A 22,344-nucleotide genomic window follows, 5' to 3' on the forward strand; every position below is an offset into this window, starting at 1 on the left:
TGCCTGGTTGGCGGCTGGTGGCACGGATACGGATGGTGCGGTGGGCTGGGGTGGCGTCGTCCGGCGTGGGCCTCGCGGTCCGCGGCCGGGCGTCCGGGTGCGCGCGGGTCCTTCGGCGCCCCCGTGCAACAAAAAACCCCTCGTGCCGGGTGGCAAGCGAGGGGAGCGCGTCGCTGAGGATCGCGGGGTGGTGTGTGACCCCGGGTCAGCCGACGCGCTGTCCAAGTACGAGAATTCGGGTGCGCATGGCACTGACCTTCCTCCGGCGACGCGCACAGTGTCAAGCGGGTGGGACGGACGTCTCACTATGTGAGCGCAGCGCCGGACGGACGACGCCCCCCGGCCCGGCGCCCGTGGTCCTTGCGGCGGGCAGCACCCCGGCCACCACGACGGATCGCGCCCCGGGCCGCGCGGCCGGGACGGGGACGGTACGTCCGGGGACGGGGTAGGTGCCGCAGGCCAGCGCCCGGCGCAGCCGGTGCTCGTCCAGCGGGCCGGCGAACAGCGTGCCGCGGGCGTGGGTGCAGCCGAGACTGCGCAGCACGGCGGCCTGTTCCGGGCTCTCCACGCCGTCCGCGAGGGAGGCCAGGCCCAGGTCCGTGGCGATGCGCAGCAGCCCGGCTGTGATGGCGTGCAGCCGGGGTGATTCGACGATGGCCTCCGTCAGGGCACCGTCCAGCCGCAGGACGTCCACCGGCAGGGTGCGCAGGGCGGCGATGGTGTCCAGGCCGCCCCCGAAGCCGTCCAGCGCGACGGCCACGCCCTCGCGGCGCAGCACGGCGAGGCGGCCGGCCAGTTCGTCGAGGGACAGGGCCGACGCGACGGAGCCGCCGCCCGGGGCCCGCGCCCCCTCCGGCACCCGTGTGCCGCCCGGTCCCCCCGCGGGGGCGAGGGAGGCGTCCGGGAACGCGCGGCAGGTGCACGTCCCGTAGCCGCCGAGGCCGCCCAGCTCCACGATGAGCCCGTGTGTGGGCAGCCCGTGCCGCCCCAGCAGCGCCTCGACGCTGCCGGGGCGGCCGGACTCGACGGCCACGTGGTGCGCGCACACCCGTACGGCGACGGGGTGGGGGAACCCGGCGCGGTGCCGTTCGGCGGCCAGCGCCACCGCCTGGCGGAGCGCGCCCGACTCGTGCCGGCCCTCCGGCTCGCGCCGTTCCTCCGCGCCGCGCGTCACCGGCTCCCCTCCGCCCGGCTCCGGCCGGCTGTGCGCACAGCGGCGCCGGGGCACGGCGGCGACGGCGGTGATCTCCCCCGTCTCCAGCTCGACGACGGGCTGGTGCAGGAGCGCGGGCTCCCCCGCGGCGCCGTCCCGTCCGGGCGCGGCCACGGCTGCGGTGAGCGCGTCGGTGCGCGGCTGCCGCGGCCCCGGTCCGCCCGGCCCGTGTTCCCAGACGTGCAGGGCCGCGCGGGTGGTGCGGGGCACGTGGACGGTGCGGGGCGCGTGCGCCGTGCGGGAGCCGTGGGGGCTGGGGGACGGCGTCTCCTCGCGCAGCTCGGGCGTGTACAGCTCCACCCGGCCCTTCCCCAGGCGCTTCGCCCGGTACATGGCGAGGTCGGCGTTGCGCATGAGGGCCGTCGGCGAGATGCCCTTCTCGGCGAAGGCGACGCCGATGGACGCGGCGACGCGCACCTCGTGTCCGGGGTTGTCCGCCTCGACGCGGTAGGGCTCGGACAGCCGGACGCGGAGCCGGTCGGCGATCTCCAGGACCCGTACCTCGCGCTCGGCCGGGCCGCCGGAGCCGTCGCCCACCACGAGGGCGGCGAACTCGTCCCCGCCGAGCCGGGCCGCGGTGTCCCCCGCCCGGACGGAGTCCAGCAGCCGCCGCCCGGCCTGGATCAGCAGTTCGTCGCCCGCCTGGTGGCCGAGCCGGTCGTTGACGCCCTTGAAGCCGTCGAGGTCGATGTAGAGGACGGCCGCGTCCCGGTCGGGGGCGTCGCCGTGGCGGCGCCCGGTGAGGGCCTGGCGCACCCGGTCGGTGAACAGGGCGCGGTTGGGCAGGTCGGTGAGCGGGTCGTGCGAGGCGCTGTGCTGGAGCTGGGCCTGGAGGCGCACCCGTTCGGTGACGTCGCGGCTGTTGAAGATGAGGCCGCCCTGGTAGCGGTTGACGGTGGACTCCACGTTGAGCCACTCACCGCCGCCGTGCCGGAACCGGCACTCGATCCGGGTGGCCGGTTCGCGGTCGGGCGGCGCGGCCAGGAAGCGGCGCAGCTCGTGGTGGACCCGGCCCAGGTCGTCGGGGTGGAGGAGGTCGGTCAGCTCGGAGCCGACCAGCGCGTCCGCCTCGCGCCCGTAGACGCCGACGGCGGCGGGGCTGACGTAGCGCAGCAGACCGCCCGGCGAGGTGATCATGATGACGTCGCTCGATCCCTGCACGAGCGAGCGGAAGTGGTTCTCCTTGTGCGCCAGTTCGCGGGTGAGCCGGACGTTGTCCATGAGCATGATGCCCTGGCGCACCACCAGGGCCAGCACGACGACGCAGGCGGTGACGAGCACGACGTGGTCCGGCGGCCGCCCGTCGCTCAGGTGGTAGAGCACGCCCAGGGTGCACACGGCTCCGGCCAGGTACGGGGTGAGCGCCGCCAGCGAACCGGCCACCGGGCGGCCCGCGACGCCCGCCGTGAGGGGTTCGTCGCAGCGCCGGCTGCCGTCGCTGGCCCACGGGGCGTAGGCGAGGAGCAGCGAGCCGGCGAACCAGCCGGCGTCCAGGAGCTGGCCCGAGCGGTACTGCTCCTGGAGCAGCGGCGAGGTGAACAGCGCGTCGCACAGCACGGTCAGGGCGAGCGCGCCGACGGCCGTGTTGATCGCGGAGCGCTGGGCGCACGAGCGCCGCAGGTGCAGGACGAGCACCATGCTCACCAGGACGATGTCCAGCAGCGGGTAGGCCAGCTGCAACGCCGCGCGGGCGACCGAGACCTGCTGCCAGGTGCCGGTGTGCTCCAGCGCCACGCTCCAGGAGAGCGTGAGCAGCGAACCGCCTATCAGCCAGGCGTCCAGGCCCAGGCAGATCCACCCGGCACGGCTCACCGGGCGCTTGGCGAGGAACAGCAGCCCGATGATGGCGGGCGGCGCGAAGAGCAGGAAGCAGAAATCCGCGAAGGACGTGGCGGGCACGGGCCGGTCGAGCACGACCTCGTACCAGCCCCACGTGGCGTTGCCCAGGCCCAGCATCGCGGAGGAGAGCCCGAACAGGTACCAGGCGGGGCGGAAGTCACCCCGTCGGGTGCGCGCGTACCAGAAGCAGGAGGCGGCGGCCAGGAAGGCGGCCGCCGCCAGTCCGAAGTCCCCCATGATCAGGGCGACCTCGCGTGAGCCCCAGCCGAGGGCGGCGCCGCCGGCGTAGGCCAGGCAGACCCCGGCCAGCACGAGCTGCGGCAGCGCCGCCGCACTGATGGCCGCCCGGATGGGGCACTTCGAACGCGTGGGCCGCGGCGCCGTCGTCCTGGGCGCCGCGGGGGCGCCGGTGAGAGTCGTTCCGTTAGCGGTCATCACACCACCCCGGGCCGCGGTGACCGTCCATGATCAGGCAGTTCGTCCATTGGCCGTGCATTCGCCCGTCGCCCCCCTCGGTGTCCTGGTATCTCCCCGCAGCGGACGATACACCAGGTCGTCACTCAGCGACATAGCCAGTCTACACAGGGTGACGATCTACGGGTTTGTCGACACGCAGCGCATTCGAACGCATCCGCTGCGTGGCGCGTGTGGCTGCGGTGAGCCACCGGGACGAAGCCTCACCCGCTCGGGGGCGCCCGGCTCAGCGCCCAGCGCCCGCGCGGGGCGCTCGACGGGCGCCGGAGGGAGCGGCCGGACGGGCCGCCGCGCCTCCCTCAGCGCTGCCCCCGCGGGGCGAGGAGGGGCGGCACGGAGGGAAGCGCGGCGGGGAAGCCGGCCTTCGTCAGTTCCTCCGACACCGTCCACAGCCGCCGCGCCGCCACCGGATCGCTCGCCGCGGCGGTACGCCCCACCAGTGTCGGCCCGCCCCGCATCTCCGCCACCCCGTCCGGTCCGACGTAGCTCGCACCGGGGAGGTCCGCCGTCGCCGCACACAGGGTCGGCAGGGCGCCCGCCCGGTCGTCCTGGGCGAGGAACCTGTTGCCGAGCCGCATGAGGGCGCGGGCGACGGGGCTCGCCGCGTGGCTCTGGAGGCTGGTGGCCGCGTAGCCGGGATGGGCGGCCAGGGCGCGGACCGGGGAGCCCGACTCCGTCAGGCGGCGCTGGAGCTCCAGGGTGAAGAGCAGGTTCGCCAGCTTGGACTGGGCGTAGGCCCCCCGCGGGGAGTAGCCCGCGTCCAGGTTCAGGTCCTCGAAGCGGATCCGTGCGCCGCCCCAGCGGTGCGCGGTCGAGGAGACGGTGACGACGCGGTCGGTGACGTACGGCAGGAGCAGGTTCGTCAGCGCGAAGTGACCGAGGTGGTTCGTGCCGAGCTGCGCCTCGAAGCCGTCCCGCGTGCGCTGCCGGGGGATCATCATCACGCCGGCGTTGTTGATCAGCAGGTCCAGCGGGCGGCCCTGCCAGGCGTCCCCGAAGTCGCGGACGGAGGACAGGTCCGCCAGGTCCAGGCGGCGCACCTCCGTCGCGCCGGTCACCGTCGCCGCCGCCTTGCGCCCCCGCTCCACGTCCCGCACGGCGAACACCACGTGCGCACCGGCCCGGGCCAGGGCGTGCGCCGTGGTGAGCCCGATGCCGCTGTTGGCGCCCGTGACGAGGGCGGTGCGGCCGGTGAGGTCGGGGAGGCCGGGGAGGCCGGGGCGGGAAGTCTCGTTGCCGCGCTTGTTCTCTTCGGTTGCCATCACCCGAAAGTAGACGGCGTCAACAATGATGTCAATGACTACAAAGGTGGCGACGTCAACATTGGGATACGATGACCCGCATGTCCCAGAGCCGCCCCTACCACCACGGCGACCTGCGCGCCGCGCTGCTGGAAAGCGCCGAGCGCACCCTGCGGGAGAAGGGCGCCGGTTCCCTGTCGCTGCGCGAGCTGGCCCGCGAGGCCGGCGTCAGCCACGCCGCGCCCGGCCGCCACTTCAAGGACAAGCAGGCCCTGCTCGACGCCCTGGCCCTGGTCGGCTACGACCGGCTGGCCCGGGCGCTGGAGACCGCCGACGAACCCGCGCTCCCGCTCCAGCCCCGCCTGACCGCCCTCTCCCGCGCCTACCTCGCCTTCGCCACGCAGAACCCCGAACTCCTGGCGCTCATGTACGCCCGCAAGCACGAACCCGAGGCCGCCGAACAGATGGCCGCCGGGGTCGACCGGACGGTGGGCTCCTTCGAGCGGGTCATCGCGGACGCACAGCGGCGCGGCGAGATCATCGAGGCCGATCCGGAACGCCTCACCCTCTTCACGGGCGCCGCCCTCCACGGCATCGCCAGTTTCACGGCGGGCGGCATGCTCGACGCGACGGCGGCCCTCGGCATGACCGAGGACCTGATCCACCACCTGCTGCACGGCCTCAGGCCCCGCTGACCCCGCCCGCGCACACCCCGCCCGTCGCCTCAGGCGCCCGGCGCAGGGTGCACGACGTGCGCCGGGCGCTCCCCGGCGGCGAACCGGGCGAGCTGGGCGCGCAGGAGCCGTTCGGCGCGCGGCCGGAACGCCGAGGTGGGCCCGCCCACGTGCGGGGTGATCAGCGCGCCCGGGGCGCGCCACAGGGGGTGCTTGGCCGGCAGCGGCTCGGGGTCGGTCACGTCCAGCGCCGCGCGCAGCCGTCCGGCCTCCAGTTCGGCGAGCAGCGCCCCGGTGTCCACCACGGCGCCGCGGGCCACGTTGACCAGCAGGGCGCCGTCCCGCATCCGGGCGAGGAAGGCGGCGTCCGCCAGGTGACGGGTCTCGTCGGTGAGCGGTACGGCCAGCACGACGACGTCGGCTGACGGGAGCAGCCGGGGCAGGTCGGCGAGTGCGTGCACCGGGCCCCGGGCCGCGCTGCGGGCGGTGCGGGCGACCCGGTCCACGCCCGCCACCTCGAACGGGAGCAGACGCTCCTCGACGGCCTGCCCGATGCCGCCGTACCCGACGATCAGGACCCGCTTGTCGGCGAGCGCCGGGCGGAACCCGGAACTCCACCGGGCGGCGTCCTGCGCGCGGACGAACCCGGGGACGTCCCGCAGCGCGGCGAGGATCAGCGTGAGCGCCAGCTCGGCGGTGCTGGCGTCGTGCACCCCGGCCGCGTTGCACAGCACCGCGCCCGCGGGCAGGCCGGGCAGCGCGGGCCGCATGTGCTCGACGCCCGCGGTCAGCGTCTGCACGACGCGCACCGCGGTCATGCGCCGCAGCGGTTCGAGGACGACGGCGGGGGGCTTGAGGTACGGCACGGCGTAGAAGGCGCACCGGGCCGGATCGGCGGGGAACTCCGGCGCGCCGTCCCAGTGGTGGTAGGTCAGCGCGTCGGGCAGTCCGCCGAGTCCGGCGGGCGGGAAGGGCAGCCACACGTCAGCAGGGTCCATGGCGCTCCAGGTTAGGCGGCCGTGCGGGCCGACCCCGGCCCGGCCCCGGCGCTTCCCGCCCCGGCCCGGGGCGCCGGCCGGCGCCGGAGCCGGGACCAGCACGCGGGGCGGGCGGGGGCAGCGGTTAGGTTGGGCCGGGTGTGACGGCGGGTGAAGAGCGTGAGGAGGGGAGCACGTTAGGTGGAGCGCAGGACAATCGGCGCGTCGGCCCTGCGCGTGGGCGCGATCGGTCTCGGCTGCATGCCGATGAGCTGGGCCTACACCGCGTCGCAGCGGGTCGGTGAGGAGTCCGTGCGCGCTCTGCACGCGGCGCTGGACCACGGGAGCACGCTGCTGGACACCGCCGACATGTACGGGCCCTTCACCAACGAGCTGCTGGTGGGGCGGGTGCTGAAGAACCGCCGTGCCGACGCGGTCGTCTCGACGAAGGCCGGTCTGCTGGTGGGCGATCAGCACATCGTGGCCAACGGGCGCCCCGGGTACGTGCGCCGGGCCTGCGACGCCTCGCTGCGCCGGCTCCAGACGGACGTCATCGACCTGTACCAGCTCCACCGCGCCGACCCCGAGGTGCCCGTCGAGGAGACGTGGGGTGCGATGGCGGAGCTGGTCGCGGCCGGGAAGGTGCGCGCGCTCGGCCTGTGCGCCGTGGGCGCTCGCGCGCACCGGCGCGCGCCGGGCGCCTCGTTGCACGGGGCCACGCTGGAGCAGCTCCGCCGGGTGCAGCAGGTGTTCCCGGTCAGCGCCGTGCAGGCGGAGCTGTCGGTGTGGTCCCCGGAGGCGCTGGCCGGACTGCTGCCGTGGTGCGCCGCGCGCGGCGTCGGACTGCTCGCCGCGATGCCGCTCGGGCACGGCTTCCTCAGCGGCACCCTGACGCCGGGCAGCGGCTTCGAGCCGGACGACGTCCGGGCCCGGCACCCCCGGTTCACCGCGGAGATGATGGCGGCCAACCAGCCCATCGTGGCCGGGCTGCGCCGCGTCGCCGCCCGGCACGGTGAGGTCACGCCCGCACAGGTGGCCCTCGCCTGGCTGCTCGCGCAGGGGCCGCAGGTGATCCCCGTGCCGGGCACCAAGAAGGAGCGCTGGGCGGTGGAGAACGCCCGCGCGGCCGGCCTGCGGCTGACCCCCGCCGACCTGGCCGAGATCGCCGGCCTGCCCCCGGCCCAGGGCTCCTGGGACTAGCGGGCTGGTCTGGACCAATACCGCGGAAGGCGCCACGGGACGGCGCGGGCGTGCCTATCGTGGAACGGTGACCCCACGCGCCGGCGCCCGGCCCCCGGAGGGCGACGGCGTGCCACTGCACCGGCTGGACGTGCCCGCGCCCGCCGTCCTCCCGTTCGCCGTCGGCTCGTTCGACACCATCGGACCGCTGTCCCGCGCCGCCTTCCCGCACCGGCACACCTTCTACGAGATCGTGTACGTGACCGGGGGCACCGGGCACCACGTCGTGGACGGCGTGCCGCTGCCGCTGCTGCCGCCGCACCTGGGGGTCGTCGCCCCCGGGCAGGTCCACCACTGGGAGGGCGTCAGCCGGCTGCGGGGGTGGGTGGTGCTGTTCAACCCCGACTTCCTGCTCGTCCACCCCGGGGACCGGGACCTGCTGGACCGCCTCGGTACCCGGCTGTGGCCGCACCTGGACGGGGACGACGCGGCCTCCCTGGCGGCCGTGGTGCTGGAGATGCGGCGGGAGTTCACCGCGCGGGCCGAGGGGCACGTCTCCGTGCTCCAGTCCCTGCTGCACGTCCTGCTGGCGAAGGCCGTGCGGCTGCCGGGCCCCGCGCCCGCCGGGCCGGGAGCCGGGCGGGGCGGTGACGTGGCCCGCGCGTTCTCCCGCATGCTGGAGGAGCCGGACGGCGTGCGGGCCTCGGTCGCGGAGCTGGCCGACCGGCTCGGCGTCTCCCCCGGGCACCTCGCGGACGTCGTCAAGCGCGCCACCGGGGTGCCGCCCGGGCGGCTGCTGCGGGACGCGCGCACGCTGGAGGCCAAACGGCTGCTGACCGCGTCCGGCCTGACGATCGGCCAGGTGGCGCTGGCGGCCGGGTTCACCGACCCGGCCTACTTCTGCCGGTTCTTCCGCCGCGAGACGGGCCTGAGCCCCGGCGACTTCCGGCGCGCCGTCCGGACGGGCCGCCCGGTGCCGCGCCCGGACGGCTGACCCGCCGCCCCGGTCCGGTGACGGGCCGGAGCGGCGGCTACCGGCTGCTCCCGGCGGACCGGCCGGTCAGCGCCCGCGCGGGACGCTCCGCCGGTGCGGGGCCCGGCGGACGGGGCGCGTCCCCGGGCGCGGGCGCGGCGGCCCGACGGCTCCGCGCGGCGCGCGCGCCGTGCGCGGAACCGGCGGCGGCGAGCGCGATGAGGACCCCGATGAGCACGGCCGTCACCGCGTCGAAGGCGGCACCGAACGCCACCTGCGCCGCGTAGGCGACGGCGGGCGAGGTGGCCAGCACCACCACGGCGGGCAGCGGGTCGGTGCGCTGGAGCCCGATCTGCAACAGGTACAGCGGGAGGACGACGGCCACGACGCCGAGCAGGGCCAGGCGCGGGAGGTCGGCCGTCCAGCCCGCTCCGGGGCCGCCGCGCAGGGCGATGAGCGCGGCGGCGAGCACGTACGTGAGGTGGAACCGCACGGCCATCACCTGTGTGGTGCCCACCCCCAGGTCGGCCAGCCGCCGGGAGACCACGGCCAGCAGCGCGACGGCCACACCGGCGACCGCGGCGAGCAGCAGTCCGTAGCGGCTGCCCGGTCCGGTCAGGCCGCCCGGGCCGCCGCCCATGCGCACCGCCAGCACCAGCCCCGCGGCGAGCAGGGCCCCGGCGAACGCCCAGGTGGCCGCTGCCGGGCGGGTCCTGCCGCGCAGCCCGGCGCAGGCGACGACCAGCGGCCCGACGGCGGCGGTCACCCCGTTCGTCAGCGCCGCCGGTATCCAGGTCAGCGCGGTGTAGACGCTGAGGAAGCAGACGGCGGTCAGCACGTTCATCGCGGCGCACAGCCGCAGCACCGCGCGCCGCTCGCCCGGCGCGCGCCGGGCGGCGGCCGGGCGGGAGCGGGCGGTCAGCAGGTGCGCGGCGCCGAACAGCACGGCGGCCACGAAGAAGGAGCCGGCGGAGAACAGCAGGCTGTCCCCCACGTCGACGCGTCCGCTCAGGTATCCCTTGGCGCCGTCCTGGAGCACCGTGGACAGGGCGATGAGGGCCAGGTACACGCGGTGCTCCTAACGGGCGTCGAGCTGGAAGAGGGTGCCCGCTTCCTCCATGGCGTGCACGACGTCCAGCGAGTGGCGCAGCAGCGGTTCGTCCTCCGAGACGAAGTAGGCGATGCCGCCCGCGCCGGTGGTCAGGTGGGGCCCGGCGACGCGGGCGCCCGGGGCGGGCAGCCGGGTGAGGCGGTGGAAGCCCGGCAGCCGCCGGACCGTGCGCAGCCCGTCGGCGGCGCTCAGCACCCCGGGCCGCAGGGCGCGCAGGAAGACGCGGGCCAGGTACCGGGCCGGCCGGTAGGGGAGGGCGAACCGGGCGGCGAACTCCTCCGGGCGCAGGAAGCGTTCGGCCACCAGGTGCTGCTGGCTGTAGCCGAAGGCGGCGAAGAAGGGGTCGGGCGCGAGGCAGGGCCCCATGACGCGGGAGTTGACCTCGACCAGCCGGGGGCCGTCCGCGGTGAGCATCACCTCGGTGTGGGCGGCGCCCTCGCGGATGCCGAGCGCGTCCAGGCAGCCGAAGGCGTAGGCGACGAGGCCGCGTTCGGCCGCGGTCGGCTCGGTGCGGGAGACGACGTGCCGCAGCAGGGGCGCCCCGTCCCGCCGGTCGACGCGCTTCTCGTACAGCTCGCCGAGCAGGTGCCGTCCGGCCATGCTGACGGTGTTGACGATGTAGAGGACGCCGTCCAGGTGCTCCTGCACCAGGACGCCGTCGTCGTTGACCCGGCCCAGGAGGTTGCGGGCGCCCGCGATCGCGGCGTACGCCCGCAGCGCCTCCCGGGGCGAGTGGCAGATGTGGCAGCCGTCGCTGCCCGCGCTGTGCCGGGGCTTGACGACGACCGGGTAGCGGCCCCGGTCCGCGAGGATCTTCTCCACCTCCTCCGGGGCGTGCGCGACGCTGCTGGCGGCCACCGGAAGGCCCGCTTCCGCGACGGCCGCGAGCATGCGCTGCTTGTCCTGGCGGGCCGCGGCCAGCTCGGGCCGGTGGTGCTCGAGCCCGAGGCGTCCGGCGAGGGTGTCGGCGAGGGCGACGCCGTACTCGCTGGCCGCGACGACGCGGGTGCAGCCGAGTTCCCGCAGCCGCCGCACGGTGGCGTCCACGTCCCGGTGCAGCAGGCGGGCCGGCGCCGCGGTGTCGGCGTCGTGGGCGGCGCGGTGGGCGCCGTCGTACAGGTGCAGGCAGTCGGCGCCCTCCTCGCGGAGTGCCTGGGCGAGGTCGGTGCCGGAGGAGAGCGGGTTGACGAGGACGATCACGCGGGTGGCCTTCCGTCGGTCGGGCGGGAGGTGCGGGGCGGGCGGGACGTGCGGGCGGGCGCGGGCCGCCGGGCGAGCTGGTCGCCGACCAGCCGGGCCTGGAGGGCGGCCGTGCGCAGGTAGTTGACGATCGCGGCGCGGGGGTGCGAGGCGGCACCGAGGACCCAGACCCGCTCCTCGGGGGCGCCGGGCGCGAAACGCAGCCGCAGCCGTTCCGTCAGCTCGGGCGCCTCCCGCGGCGCGCGGCCGCCGGGTCCGTCCGGTCCGTCGCCGAGCAGGACGCCGTCGCGGCCGGGGGTGGTGTGCAGGGCGGGCTTGCCGAAGCCGGTGGCGCACACGATGTGGTCGACGACGCCCTGGGTGCCGTCCGGCCAGCGGACGGTGAAGCCGTCGGGCCGTGCGGTCACGGTCTCCGGGATGCCCGCGGTCACCGTGAGGGTGCCCTTGGCCAGGTGTCCGGCGAGCAGGCGGGCGTTGGCCAGGGGGATCGCGGAGATGTAGCGGGAGACCGGTTCGGCGTGCCGGGCGAGGACGGCGGAGCGGTGGGCCGGGTCCCAGCCCGCGGTGGTCTCGTTGACGAGGTCGATGATCTCGGCGACGAGGTCCTGCCAGGGCAGTGCGCCCGCCTCGGCGCGCGCGAGGTCGCCGTCGAGCCGCTGGAGGGCGCCCGCCTCGTCCCGCGGGGCCCGCCAGCGGGGCCGGCCGCCCCCCGCGGCGGCCATGGCCCGCAGGACGCCGCGCAGGACGAGCCCGTCCAGGTCCGGGTCGTCCGGGTGGTGGGCGGCCCAGGCGGCGTGGTCCAGGCGGGGCGTGTCCTGGCGGGTGAGCCGGGTGCGGACGGCGGGCAGCCGCCCGCTGGGCGAGGCCATCGTGACGGTGCGCCCGTCGCGGCACAGCACCAGGGCGGCGTCGATCGCGGACAGTTTGCTGCCGAGCACCAGCACCCGGGCCGACGGGGGCAGCGCGCGCAGGCGTTCGACGGGGTAGGGCGAGGTCAGCAGCCGCGGCCGTCCGGCGTGCCGTGCCAGGACGGCGGGGAGGCGGGGCTGTTCCAGGCCGGGGCAGAGCAGGACGTCGGTGGCGGTCACCCGGCCGCCGCCGGCCAGTTCGACGGCGTAGCCGCCCCCCGCCCGGCGGACGGCGGTGGCCCGGTCGGCGGCCTGCCGCACCCGCACGCCCCGGGCACGGGCCTGCGCGCGGCGGGCGAGGAACTCCTCGCGCAGGTACTGGCCGACGAGGTGGCGGGGGACGAAGTCCTCGCGCCGCACCGGCCAGCCCCGGGCGGACAGGTGGCGCAGCAGGCCGGACTCGCCGTCCGGATCGAGCGAGGTGACGTCGGCGGAGGTGTTGCACAGCAGTGCCGGGTCACTCGTGCCGAACGCCACGCCGAGTCCGGCCGGACGGGGGTCGATGAGGCACACCTGGGACAGGCCGTCCGCCCCGGCGAGGCGGGCGAAGACGCCGACGGCCGTGGCCCCCGCGCCCACGATGGCGACGTTCCTGTTCATGTCCTCTTCCCTGCGGTGATTTCCCGGGCGGCTGGCACCGTACGGGAAGCGCATTCCGAAAAAGGCCGCACAGGGACTCCCTTGTCGAAAGCACCGGCGTCGGGCACTATGCATGCATGATGAGCGAACCGGTGCGTCTCCAGCAGGTTCTCGACACGTTCGAGGAGCTGTGGAGCCCTCGAATTGTCGGGCAGTTCAACGACTACGACGTGCGCGTCGCCAAGTTCGACGGCGAATACATCTGGCATTCCCACGCGCACACGGACGAGTTCTTCATGGTGATCGAGGGGCAGCTCACCATCCAGCTCCGCGACGACGACGGGACGGAGCGCGCGGTGCACCTGCCGCGCGGCGGGGTGTTCGTCGTGCCACGTGGTGTGGAGCACAAGCCGGTGGCCGCCACGGGGGCCTCCATCCTCATGATCGAGCCGACCGGGACGCTGACGGTCGGCGACCGCCACGACGAGGTGCCCGACTACGTCGACGCGACCACCGGGCACCACCTCACCTGATCTCCGCCGGGCCCCGGACCGCGGGAGCGGCCCGGGGCCCGGATGTTTCCGGCCGCTCTTCCCGGGCTTTTCCCCCCGGCACTTACCAGCCCGCCCGGACACTTTTCCACCGGCATTAACGACCCGCCCCACGGTCATTTCCCAAAGACGCGGCGCCCGGTGCCGTACCGCCGCTCCGGGCGCCTTTCCCGGCCGTTTCCCCCGGCCGCCCCGGCCCGGCACAGCCGCACCTCAGCGATGCGGGAGCAAGGCGGGGGAAACGGCCTCCACGACCGCTTCCTCGTTCTCACGCAGGTAGTGGTGACCGCCGGGAAAGGAGCGCACCTCCAGCGTCTCGGCGGTGGCGTCCTGCCACGCGGACAGCCCGGCGACCGGGCACGTGTCGTCCCGGTCACCGCCGAACGCGGTGACGGGTGCCTTGAGCGGGGTGACGTCGTCCGGCAGGTAGGCGTCGAGCAGCCGCAGGTCCGAGCGCAGCGGCGGCAGGATCAGCGGCAGGAGCTGCGGGTGGTCGTACACCGCCGCGTCCGGCCCGCCCAGGTGCCGCATGGCCGCGACCAGTTCCTCGTCGGTCAGCCGGTGGCGGTGCTCCCCGTCGATGCGGTGCGGCGCGGTGCGGGCGGAGACGAAGAGGCGGTTCATCACGAAGCCGCTCTCCCGTTCCAGCCGCCCGGCCACCTCGTAGGCGAGGCCGGAGCCCATGCTGTGTCCGAACAGCGTCATCGGCAGGTCCAGCAGCCCGCGCAGCTCCGCCGCGAGCCGGTCGGCCATCTCATGCATGTCGGTGACCACCGGTTCGGCGAGCCGGTCCTGCCGGCCCGGGTACTGCACGGCGAGCATCTCCACACCCGGCGGCAGCCGGGCGGGCCACCCGGCGAACGCGCTCGCCGTGCCGCCCGCGTGCGGCAGGCAGACCAGGCGTGCGGTCGCCGGGGTGCCGCCCCTGACCGGGTGCGGCCGCAGCCACGTTCCCATGTCGCTCTCCTTCGTCTCTCGTCCCGGCCGCGCGCGCCGCGGGCCGTCAGGAAGTGCGCCGCAGTTCCTCGAGGGCCTCGGCGAGCCGGGCGATGCCCTCGGCGATGGCCCACTCGTCGGAGCTGAGGCTCAGCCGGACGCACCGGGTGCCGTGCCCGGCCAGGAACGGGGTGGTGAGCGGGCCGATGAAGAAGTGTCGGCCGGGGACGACGAACATCCGCTTGCGCTTGAGCAGTTCGTACAGCCGCAGGTCGTCGAACCAGTCGTGGTCGATCCACAGCCAGCAGAACATGCCGCCGTCGCTACTGTGCAGCCGCCAGTCGACGTCCGACGGGAGGGCGTCGTGCAGCAGCGACTCGGCCATGTGCCGCTTGGCCCGGTAGTACGGTTTGACGACCTTCGTGGTCAGGACGTCGATGCGGCGGGTCGTGAGCGCCCGTTCCACGACCGCCTGCACGAGCTGGGGCGCGTGCAGGGCCGCGTTCGCCATGAACGACACCATGGGGCCGATGTGTTCGGCGGAGCCGATGGCGAAGCCGACGCGTTCCCCGGGCAGTCCGGCCTTGGAGAAGGTGAAGCAGTTGATGACCTGCGGGTGCAGCAGCGGGGCGAGGCGGGTCTCGACGACGCCGGGGAACGGCTCCCCGTAGGCGTTGTCGACCACCAAAGGCGCGTCCAGTTCGGTGGCGGTGTCCACCAGGGCGCGCAGTTCCTCGGCGCTGATGCTGCAACCGGTGGGGTTGGCCGGGTTGGACAGCAGCAGCATGCCCGCGTCCCCGTGCCGCCGCAGCGCCTCGACGTCCACCGCGTAGGAGAACGCGCGCTCGCCCTCGCGGACGACCAGCGGTTCGATGCCGACCACGCCGCCGTCCTGGAGGCCGAGCCCCTGGTAGCCGGTGTAGTCGGGCAGCCGCGGCAGTACCAGCGGCCGGTTCCCCGACGTGTGCGGGCCGGTGAACAGCGTGGTGGCCAGGAAGCACAGCATCTGGCTGCCGGGGCCGACGAGGACGTTCTCCGGGCCGATGGACCACCCGTAGGTGGTGTTGAAGTACTGCACGATGGCGTCGACCAGCGTGTCCGAGCCGCGGGAGGGGCCGTAGCGGCAACTGGCCTCCACGAAGCGCTCGTCCAGCGCCTCGCGGGTCAGCTCCCGCCAGGTCTCCACGACCTCGGGGATGAGGGCCGGGTTCCCCGGGCTGAGGTTGAGCCACTCGCCGCCGGCTCCCGCGCGGCCGGCGAGGGCGATGTCCTCCATGATGGTGCGGATGCCCGACAGGCGCGACATCTGCGCGCCCCAAGCCGATAGCTGCACGGAAGGGTCCTATCGATGGTGGGGTGCGGGCGGTGGCGGGCGGCGGCCGCAGGGGGCGGTGCCCCCTGCGGTGCCGCGCGGGCCGCCGTGGCCCGTCAGGAGACGGTGAGCGAGGAGTCGATGTGGGCGGCGATGTCCTGGACCGTGGACTTGCGGAAGAGCTGGTCCATCGGCACCTCGACGCCCAGCTCGTCCAGGATCGACTGCTGGATGCGGGTCATGATCAGGGAGTGGCCGCCCAGGGCGAAGAAGTCGTCCGTGTCGGAGAACTCCTCCAGCTTCAGCTCCCGGGCCCAGATGGCGTGGATCTTCTGCTGCGCGGTCATGTCCTGCTCCGTTCGGATGGGGTGGCAAGGGGCGGGGAAGGGACGGCACGCCGGACGGCGCCGGCGGCCCGGGTCACCGGGCGGCCCCGGTCACTGCGCTGTCCGCGTCACCGCACGGAGCGGTGGGCGAACTTCTCGCCGTGGTTGTTGTCGGTGCGCAGCCGGTTGTGGCCGTAGGTGTTCTCACCGGAGACGAGCACGCTGCCGTACTCGGCCAGGTCGAACGTCGCGCCGTGGGCGCTGAAGGAGTCCTGGTCGGGGTAGACGCGCACGTGGGTGGGCACGTAGCGGCTGGCGATGGCGAAGCGGGTCTCGCGCTCGGTGTTGTTCGGCGTCGAACCGTGGACGCAGGAGGCGGTGAAGATGACGGCCTCGCCGGGCTTCATCTCCATCTCGACGACGTCCTCGGGACGGGGCTCCCAGTTCGGGTCGACGGCGAAGTCGGAGAAGTCGTAGCCGAAGAAGCCGGTCTTGGCGTGCGCGACGTCGTAGTCGGTGCTGCGGCCCTGGTCGGTCTTCTTGTGCTCGTCGAAGATCCAGTCGCGCTGCGAGCCGCGCACGAACTTCATGCAGGCGGTGTCGTGGGTGGCGGGGGTGAAGGTCGTCCACACCGTGATGTCGATGTAGGCGTTCCACTCGGACTCGGTGGGCAGGAGCTGCGGCTTGCCGTTGGCGTAGCTGTAGTCGCGCACCTGGTGCCACTCGGTCGCCTTGGCCCCGGGGAACTTCGGGAACCACTCGGTGCGCCAGCACAGCACGTCCGGGCCGAGGATGGCCGTCAGGTACTTGACGATCGTCGGGTGGGCGATGTGCCGGCTCAGCTCGGGGATGTCGAAGTGCCGGTCGTAGTTGACGCTGTTCTGGTACAGGGCCCGCGAGGTGTTCTGGTTGTTGATGCGGATCTCGCGGATCAGCTCGGCGGCCTCCTCGGGCTCGTACAGCTTGATCGGGCCGGTGAACCCGTCCTGGCTGAACTGCTCGATGTCGCCCTTGATGTCGTCGGGCACGACGGCGTTGGAGGAGATCTGGGCGGCGGGGACCGGTCGCTGGGTCTGCGTCATGGTGCTGCGTCTCCTTGGGTGGGGTGGTTCGGCGGGCGGGAGGTCCGCCGCGCCTGCTGGGGGCGGTGGGTGGGCCGCGGGCTCAGGCGCCGGCGGGGTGCGGGGCGGGGCGGGCCGCGGCGGCCAGCGCCCGGCGGTCCGTCTTGCCGTTGGGGTTCAGCGGGAACGACGGCAGCGGCACGAACTCCTGCGGCACCATGTTGCGCGGCAGGGCCGCGAGCAGGTCGGCGCGCAGCGTGCGGGGTTCGACCGCGTCCCCGGCGGCCAGGACGAACGCCACCAGGCTCGTCTCCCCCGCCGGGTCGGGGAGGGCGAGGACGACGGCGTCGCGCACGGCCGGATGGGCGCGCACCCGGTGCTCGACGTCCCCGAGGTCGATGCGCATGCCGCGGATCTTCACCTGGGTGTCGGCCCGGCCGACGACGACCAGTTCGCCCTCCGGGGTGATCCGGCCGAGGTCGCCCGTCCGGTAGATCCGCTCGCGGCGGCCGTCGGTCCCGGTCTCCGTCTCGGTGAAGCGCCGGGCGTCCTCGGGCGAGCCGTTGAGGTACCCGGCGCTGACGCTGCGGCCCGAGATGCAGATCTCGCCGGTCTCCCCGTCCGGCACCTCGCGCAGACGGTCGTCCAGCAGCCGGATCTCGGTGTTGTACACCGGTGTGCCGACGGGTGTGGGGCCGGTGCGGTAGCGGGGGTAGTCGGCGAGGACGTGGGAGGTGGCCACGTCGGTGCACTCGGCGACGCCGTACTGGTGCAGCAGGGTGCAGCCGTTGCCCTCGCGGGTGGCCCACTCCTCGACGCGTGCGGTGTTCAGCGGCTCGCCGCCGATGAAGACGTAGTCCACCGCCATGAGCGCGTCGGTGCCGCGCATCAGTTCCAGGTCGGTGAGCAGGTAGAGGGTGCTGGGCGCGCAGTGCAGCGTCTTCACGCCGTGCTCGGCGATGAGCCGGTAGGCCATGCCGGGGTCGAAGCTGCGGCTGGGCAGGAGGTGGATGGCGGCGCCGGTGAACAGGGGGGCCATCAGGCCGCGCTGGCTGATGTCAAAGCCGAAGGAGCTGACGCTCAGGCCGCTGGAGTCGTGGTCCAGGCGGTAGGCCAGGCGCAGCCATTCGAGCAGGTTGTACCAGCCGTCGTGGCGCACGGCCGTCGCCTTGGGCGTGCCGGTGGAGCCGGAGGTGAACACGACGTAGCACAGGTCGTCGTTCGCCATCTCCACGCCGGGGTCGGTGGCGGGCGCCGAGGCGAGGGCGTCCGTCTCGTCCTCCAGCACGAGCGTGTCGGCGAACGCCCCGGCCACCAGGCCGCGGGTCTCGGCGGAGGCGACGTTGACCTTGACGCGGTCGAGCTGGCCGAGCATCAGCTCCAGCCGTTCGGCCGGGTAGGACGGGTCGAGCGGCACGTAGGCGGCCCCGGCCTTCAGCACGCCGAGGATGGTGGTCATCAGTTCGGGCGTGCGGTCCAGGCAGACGCCGACGACGGAGCCGCGGCCCACGCCCCGGGCCGCGAGCAGGTGTGCCGTCCGGTTGGCCCGTGCGTTCAGCTCGGCGAAGGTGAGGGACTGCCGTCCGCAGGTGACGGCGGTGCGTTCCGGGTGCCGGTGGGCGTGCGCCTCGACGGCCCGGTGCACGAGCAGGTCCTGGGGCAGCGGCACGCGGGTGCCTGTGAGAGACATCGGGGTTCCTCCGGGAGTGGCCGGTGGGGACGGCCGGGCGGCTAGGCGGGGATGGCGACGCGCTGCTGGACCAGCACGCCCTCGTCGTACTCGAGGAGGTAGCGGTAGAAGGCGCTGGTGGAGCGGAAGGACCGGGAGACGAGCTGGCTCACGGCGAGCTGCACCGCCTGGGCGCCCGGCGACGGCGGCAGGCCGGGGACGGGTTCGAAGCCGAGCTGTCCGAGGGCGGCGGCCGCCGCCTCGTCCGCGACCTCCGCGACGACGTAGCGCACGTCGTGCAGGACGGCCCACTGGAGGCAGCCCTTCACCAGGCCGCCCACCGCGCCGAACGGCATCTCCGGCCGCGCCGCGCGGGCGTGGGCGGTCAGCGTCAGGGGGCGGCGGCACTGCACGAGCCGGTGGTGACCGGTCAGGACGGCGCTGGCCGCCTTCCAGGACCGCAGCGGCAGTCCCAGCGGCGAGTACGCGACCAGTTCGGCGCCCGCCACGATCTCGCCGTCCACCATGACGGCGAGGTGGGTGGTGTGCGGGGCGAAGGGGTCGGTGCCGCCCCGCCCGCCGTCGGGCACGGGGGCCGGGCGGCCGAAGAGGTCGCGCGGCACCCGGCGCCGCAGGGCGGCGATGCCGAGGAGGTCCAGGTCGTCGTGGGCCGTGTAGATGAAGCAGTCGCGCTCGGGGTCCTTCTTGCTCTCGGTGAAGGTGAACTCCATCGCTCCGCTCGCAGGGTCGGTGAAGGACGGTGGGGGACGGGCGTCAGCGGCGGGCGCGGTTGACGGCGGAGAGCACCGCGTTCAGGAGCGCCGTGTCCGCGTCGGCGTCCAGTCCCGCGCCGTGCCAGGCCGTTCCGTCCACGGTGACCCGCGCGTAGGCGGCCGTGCGCCCGCCCAGGCCGTCGGGGAGCGGGTGGTGGGTCAGCTCCTCCAGTGCCACGGGGAGCCCGTCGGCTGACAGGGCGGCGGTGAACGCGGCGGCGGCACCGGGGCCGTGCCCGCGCACCGTGGCCTCCTGCCCGCCGGGCCGCACCAGGAGCGCGTGGACGGACGTGCGCCCGTCCTCCTCCCGGGTGACCTGGTGCTCCTTGAGCAGCAGGTGCGGCCGGGCCGGGTTCAGGTACTCGGCGTCGAAGACCTCCCACAGCCGGCGGGAGGTCAGCTCGGTGCCGTCGCCGTCGGCGACCGTCTGGACGAGCCGGGCCAGCTCCACCCGCAGCGCCCGGGGCAGGTCCAGGCCGTAGGCGCTGTTGAGGACGTGGGCGATGCCGCCCTTGCCGGACTGGCTGTTGACGCGGACCACGGACTCGTAGGTCCGGCCCACGTCCTTGGGGTCGATCGGCAGGTACGGCACGTCCCAGGGCACGTCGGCCGACTGGCCCCCTCGCTCCTCGGCCTGGCGGGCGAGCGCGGCCAGGCCCTTGGAGATGGCGTCCTGGTGGGTGCCGGAGAAGGCGGTGTAGACGAGGTCGCCCGCGTACGGGTGGCGCGGGTGGACGGGGAGCTGGTTGGCGCTCTCCACGGTGCGGCGGATCTCGTCGATGTCGGAGAAGTCGAGCTGGGGGTCGACGCCCTGCCCGAAGAGGTTCAGCGCCAGGGTCGCCAGGCAGACGTTGCCGGTACGCTCCCCGTTGCCGAACAGGGTGCCCTCGATGCGGTCGGCGCCCGCGAGGACGGCCAGTTCGGCCGAGGCGACGGCGGTGCCGCGGTCGTTGTGCGGGTGCACGGACAGGATGATGCCCGCGCGGTGCCCGAGGTTGCGGTCCATCCACTCGACCTGGTCGGCGAAGACGTGCGGCGAGTCCGTCTCGACGGTCGTCGGCAGGTTCAGCGTCACGGGCCGGTCCGGGCTGGCGTCCCACAGTCCGGCGATGGTGTCGGAGACCCGCAGCGCGAACTCCGGTTCGGTGACGTTGAAGGTCTCCGGCGAGTACTCGAAGCGCAGTTCGGTGCCGCGCGTGGTGCCGGCCAGCCGCGCCACCCGTTCGGCGGAGCGGACGGCCATCGTCTCGACCTCCTCGGCGGTCATGCCGAAGACGACCTCGCGCCACAGGCAGGCGGTGGCGTTGCACAGGTGCACCATGGCCCGGTCGGCGCCCTGGATGGCCTCGAAGGTGCGGTCGATGAGCTCCGGGCGCGCCGGGGTGAAGACGGAGATGGTCACGTCGTCCGGGATGCGGTCCTGCGTGATCAGGTCGCGGACGAAGGAGAAGTCGGCGTCGCTCGCCGAGGGGTAGCCGACCTCGATGTCCTTGAAGCCCATGCGCACCAGCAGGTCGAACATCATGCTCTTGCGCCGGGTGTCCATCGGGTTGGCCAGGGCCTGGTTGCCGTCGCGCAGGTCCACCGACGCCCACAGCGGCGCGCGGGTCAGCGACTTCGAGGGCCAGGTGCGGTCGGACAGTTCCTGGGGCAGTCTCGGCCCGCCGCGCTCGTACCGGTGGAAGGGCATGGACGACCCGCGCTGCGGGTTCCACCACGGCTGGCCGGTGCGGGCTCCGTCCGGTGTGGTGATGCGGGACGGCGTGTGCAGCGACGTGGGCATCTGGGCCATACCTGTCTCCCTGGACGTCCAGCGGGTGGCCGCTGGCTGCGGATTCGTGGGGCAACCGGTGATGGCGGCAATCTAGGAAGCGGCGTCCTCACCGCGTCATCGCCCGGTCCTCCCGCGGGCACTACGCGGTCTTCGCGGGCTCGGGACGCTCACCGGCCGGAGCCCGGAGCGCGGGCGCCGCGGCGGGGCGGGGGCCGTCCGCAGCGGGCCGGGGACCGTCCGGGGACGGGGTGGCGGCCTTCCCGGCGGTGGCCGCGTCCCCGGGGCCGAATCCGGTGAGCCGGAGCAGCGGTCCGGTCATCGCGGTGGTGAGGACGGCCATCACGATCATGATCGAGTAGAGGTCCTCGGTGATGAGGCCCAGCTCCAGGCCCACCGCCACGATGACGATCTCGGTCAGCCCCCGGGTGTTCATCAGCACGGCGGCGGGCAGCGCCTCGCCGTGCCCGACTCCGGCCAGCCGGGCACCCGCGTAGGCACCGCCCGCCTTCGTCAGCACCGCGACCGCGAGGACGGCGGCCAGCGCCCCGAGCGCCGCCGGGCCGAAACCGGAGACGTCCACCTTCGTTCCGGCCAGGACGAAGTAGAGCGGCAGCAGCAGGCACCCCGCCAGTTCGATGTTCTCGATGAGCCCGGTCCGCAGCGTGGGCCCCAGGGAACGGGGCATGACGGCGCCGAACGCGAAGGCGCCGAAGATGAAGTGGACGCCCAGCCACTCGGTCGCCGCGCAGGACAGCATGAGACCGGCGACGAGGGCGGGCAGCAGCCTGGGCGCCGGGATGCCGCGCCGCTCGGCGCGGGCCAGCGCACGGGCCAGCAGCGGCCGTACCACGCAGGCCATCAGCACCAGGTAGACCGGCAGCAGCGCCATGCGCCACTGCCCGGCCGCGCCGGCGTACGCGGTGATCCCCGCGAGCAGGAGCCACGCCACGAGGTCGCCGACCGCCGCGGCGGCCAGCGACATCCCGCCGACGGGATGCCGGTTCAGGCCGCGGTCCGCGAGGATGCGCGCGAGGACGGGGAAGGCCGTGACCGACAGGGCGACGCCCACGAACAGGACGAACGGCAGCCGCTCCCCTCCGGCGTACGTGCCGGACAGCGGCACGGCGAGCGCCACGCCCCCGGCGAGCGGCACGAGTACCGAGCCCGCCGCCAGTCCCCCGGCGGCGCGGCCGCGGCCGCGCAGGAACGAGGCGTCCATCTCGTAGCCGATGACGAGCATGAAGAGGGCGAGACCCACGTCGGCGAGGGCGGTCAGCAGGGGCTGCGCACTCGCGGGCAGCAGCGCGCCGTCCGTCATGCCGGACAGTGCCATGGGTCCGATGAGCAGGCCGACGGTGATCTCGCCGACCACGGCGGGCTGGCCGACGCGGCGGGCGAGGGCGCCGAACGCCTTCGCGCCGCCGAGGGCGACCGCGAGGGCGAGGAAGAAATCCACCAGGGGACTTCCGGTCATGTGGGGCTCCGTGAGGTGGAGGGCTACAGGCGGTCCGGGTGGCCCCGCCCGGCCACCGGCCCGGCCCGCCGCTCCCGTTGCGGGCGCGGGCGAGCAGGCA

The 22,344-nt window shown here is 74.5% G+C and carries 18 protein-coding genes; 4 read left to right on the top strand and 14 right to left on the bottom strand.

The window, feature by feature from the left end:
- Positions 1-280 precede the first annotated feature (280 nt).
- Together V1J52_RS03825 and V1J52_RS03830 are read right to left on the bottom strand one after the other, a co-directional pair.
- Positions 281-3,487, bottom strand: a complete 3,207-nt coding sequence (locus V1J52_RS03825) for a putative bifunctional diguanylate cyclase/phosphodiesterase (RefSeq protein WP_330138135.1) — start codon at positions 3,485-3,487, stop codon at positions 281-283.
- A 338-nt stretch (positions 3,488-3,825) separates the two neighbouring features.
- The gene (locus tag V1J52_RS03830; RefSeq protein WP_330138136.1) at positions 3,826-4,788 is read right to left on the bottom strand and encodes an oxidoreductase; all 963 of its coding nucleotides are present in this window, start codon (positions 4,786-4,788) and stop codon (positions 3,826-3,828) included.
- Between the two features lie 71 nt (positions 4,789-4,859).
- On the opposite strand from V1J52_RS03830, the gene V1J52_RS03835 reads away from it, so the two are divergent.
- A complete protein-coding gene (locus V1J52_RS03835) occupies positions 4,860-5,462 on the top strand; it encodes a TetR/AcrR family transcriptional regulator (RefSeq protein WP_330138137.1) in 603 nt (200 codons plus the stop codon).
- A 29-nt stretch (positions 5,463-5,491) separates the two neighbouring features.
- On the opposite strand, the gene V1J52_RS03840 is transcribed toward V1J52_RS03835, so the two are convergent.
- Positions 5,492-6,439, bottom strand: a complete 948-nt coding sequence (locus tag V1J52_RS03840) for a 2-hydroxyacid dehydrogenase (protein WP_330138138.1) — start codon at positions 6,437-6,439, stop codon at positions 5,492-5,494.
- Between the two features lie 180 nt (positions 6,440-6,619).
- On the opposite strand from V1J52_RS03840, the gene V1J52_RS03845 reads away from it, so the two are divergent.
- Together V1J52_RS03845 and V1J52_RS03850 are read left to right on the top strand one after the other, a co-directional pair.
- Positions 6,620-7,618, top strand: a complete 999-nt coding sequence (locus V1J52_RS03845; RefSeq protein WP_330138139.1) for an aldo/keto reductase — start codon at positions 6,620-6,622, stop codon at positions 7,616-7,618.
- A 67-nt stretch (positions 7,619-7,685) separates the two neighbouring features.
- A complete protein-coding gene (locus V1J52_RS03850; protein WP_330138140.1) occupies positions 7,686-8,591 on the top strand; it encodes an AraC family transcriptional regulator in 906 nt (301 codons plus the stop codon).
- Between the two features lie 37 nt (positions 8,592-8,628).
- Here the strand turns inward: V1J52_RS03850 and V1J52_RS03855 are convergent, their stop codons facing one another.
- Genes V1J52_RS03855 through V1J52_RS03865 form a run of 3 tightly spaced genes read right to left on the bottom strand, consistent with a single transcriptional unit; the run spans position 8,629 to position 12,389 of the window.
- A complete protein-coding gene (locus V1J52_RS03855; RefSeq protein ID WP_330138141.1) occupies positions 8,629-9,639 on the bottom strand; it encodes an EamA family transporter in 1,011 nt (336 codons plus the stop codon).
- Between the two features lie 9 nt (positions 9,640-9,648).
- On the bottom strand, positions 9,649-10,881 hold the full coding sequence (locus tag V1J52_RS03860) for an ATP-grasp domain-containing protein (protein WP_330138142.1): 1,233 nt from the start codon (positions 10,879-10,881) through the stop codon (positions 9,649-9,651).
- Positions 10,878-12,389, bottom strand: a complete 1,512-nt coding sequence (locus tag V1J52_RS03865; RefSeq protein WP_330138143.1) for an FAD/NAD(P)-binding protein — start codon at positions 12,387-12,389, stop codon at positions 10,878-10,880. The genes V1J52_RS03860 and V1J52_RS03865 overlap by 4 nt, the downstream gene beginning before the upstream one ends.
- 116 nt (positions 12,390-12,505) lie before the next feature.
- Here V1J52_RS03865 and V1J52_RS03870 point away from each other — a divergent pair, with 116 nt between their 5' ends.
- Complete coding sequence (locus V1J52_RS03870; RefSeq protein ID WP_330138144.1) at positions 12,506-12,901, top strand: cupin domain-containing protein; 396 nt, start codon at positions 12,506-12,508, stop codon at positions 12,899-12,901.
- A gap of 231 nt (positions 12,902-13,132) precedes the next feature.
- On the opposite strand, the gene V1J52_RS03875 is transcribed toward V1J52_RS03870, so the two are convergent.
- The 8 genes from V1J52_RS03875 to V1J52_RS03910 form a co-directional block, all read right to left on the bottom strand.
- Positions 13,133-13,876, bottom strand: a complete 744-nt coding sequence (locus V1J52_RS03875; protein WP_330138145.1) for a thioesterase II family protein — start codon at positions 13,874-13,876, stop codon at positions 13,133-13,135.
- Between the two features lie 46 nt (positions 13,877-13,922).
- Positions 13,923-15,188 carry a valine--pyruvate transaminase gene (locus V1J52_RS03880; protein ID WP_330138146.1) on the bottom strand — a complete coding sequence of 422 codons (1,266 nt, stop codon included), beginning with the start codon at positions 15,186-15,188 and terminating at the stop codon, positions 13,923-13,925.
- A gap of 95 nt (positions 15,189-15,283) precedes the next feature.
- Positions 15,284-15,514, bottom strand: a complete 231-nt coding sequence (locus V1J52_RS03885; RefSeq protein WP_330138147.1) for a phosphopantetheine-binding protein — start codon at positions 15,512-15,514, stop codon at positions 15,284-15,286.
- A 107-nt stretch (positions 15,515-15,621) separates the two neighbouring features.
- Complete coding sequence (locus tag V1J52_RS03890; RefSeq protein WP_330138148.1) at positions 15,622-16,575, bottom strand: chlorinating enzyme; 954 nt, start codon at positions 16,573-16,575, stop codon at positions 15,622-15,624.
- A gap of 82 nt (positions 16,576-16,657) precedes the next feature.
- A complete protein-coding gene (locus V1J52_RS03895; RefSeq protein ID WP_330138149.1) occupies positions 16,658-18,244 on the bottom strand; it encodes an amino acid adenylation domain-containing protein in 1,587 nt (528 codons plus the stop codon).
- A 41-nt stretch (positions 18,245-18,285) separates the two neighbouring features.
- Positions 18,286-18,954: a hypothetical protein gene (locus tag V1J52_RS03900; RefSeq protein ID WP_330138150.1), complete on the bottom strand. Its 669-nt coding sequence runs from the start codon at positions 18,952-18,954 to the stop codon at positions 18,286-18,288.
- A 43-nt stretch (positions 18,955-18,997) separates the two neighbouring features.
- Complete coding sequence (locus V1J52_RS03905) at positions 18,998-20,788, bottom strand: 2-isopropylmalate synthase (RefSeq protein WP_330138151.1); 1,791 nt, start codon at positions 20,786-20,788, stop codon at positions 18,998-19,000.
- 121 nt (positions 20,789-20,909) lie between these two features.
- Positions 20,910-22,244, bottom strand: a complete 1,335-nt coding sequence (locus tag V1J52_RS03910; RefSeq protein ID WP_330138152.1) for a cation:proton antiporter — start codon at positions 22,242-22,244, stop codon at positions 20,910-20,912.
- Positions 22,245-22,344 lie beyond the last annotated feature (100 nt).

It is taken from the genome of Streptomyces solitudinis (genome assembly GCF_036323765.1).
Classification (GTDB): domain Bacteria; phylum Actinomycetota; class Actinomycetes; order Streptomycetales; family Streptomycetaceae; genus Streptomyces.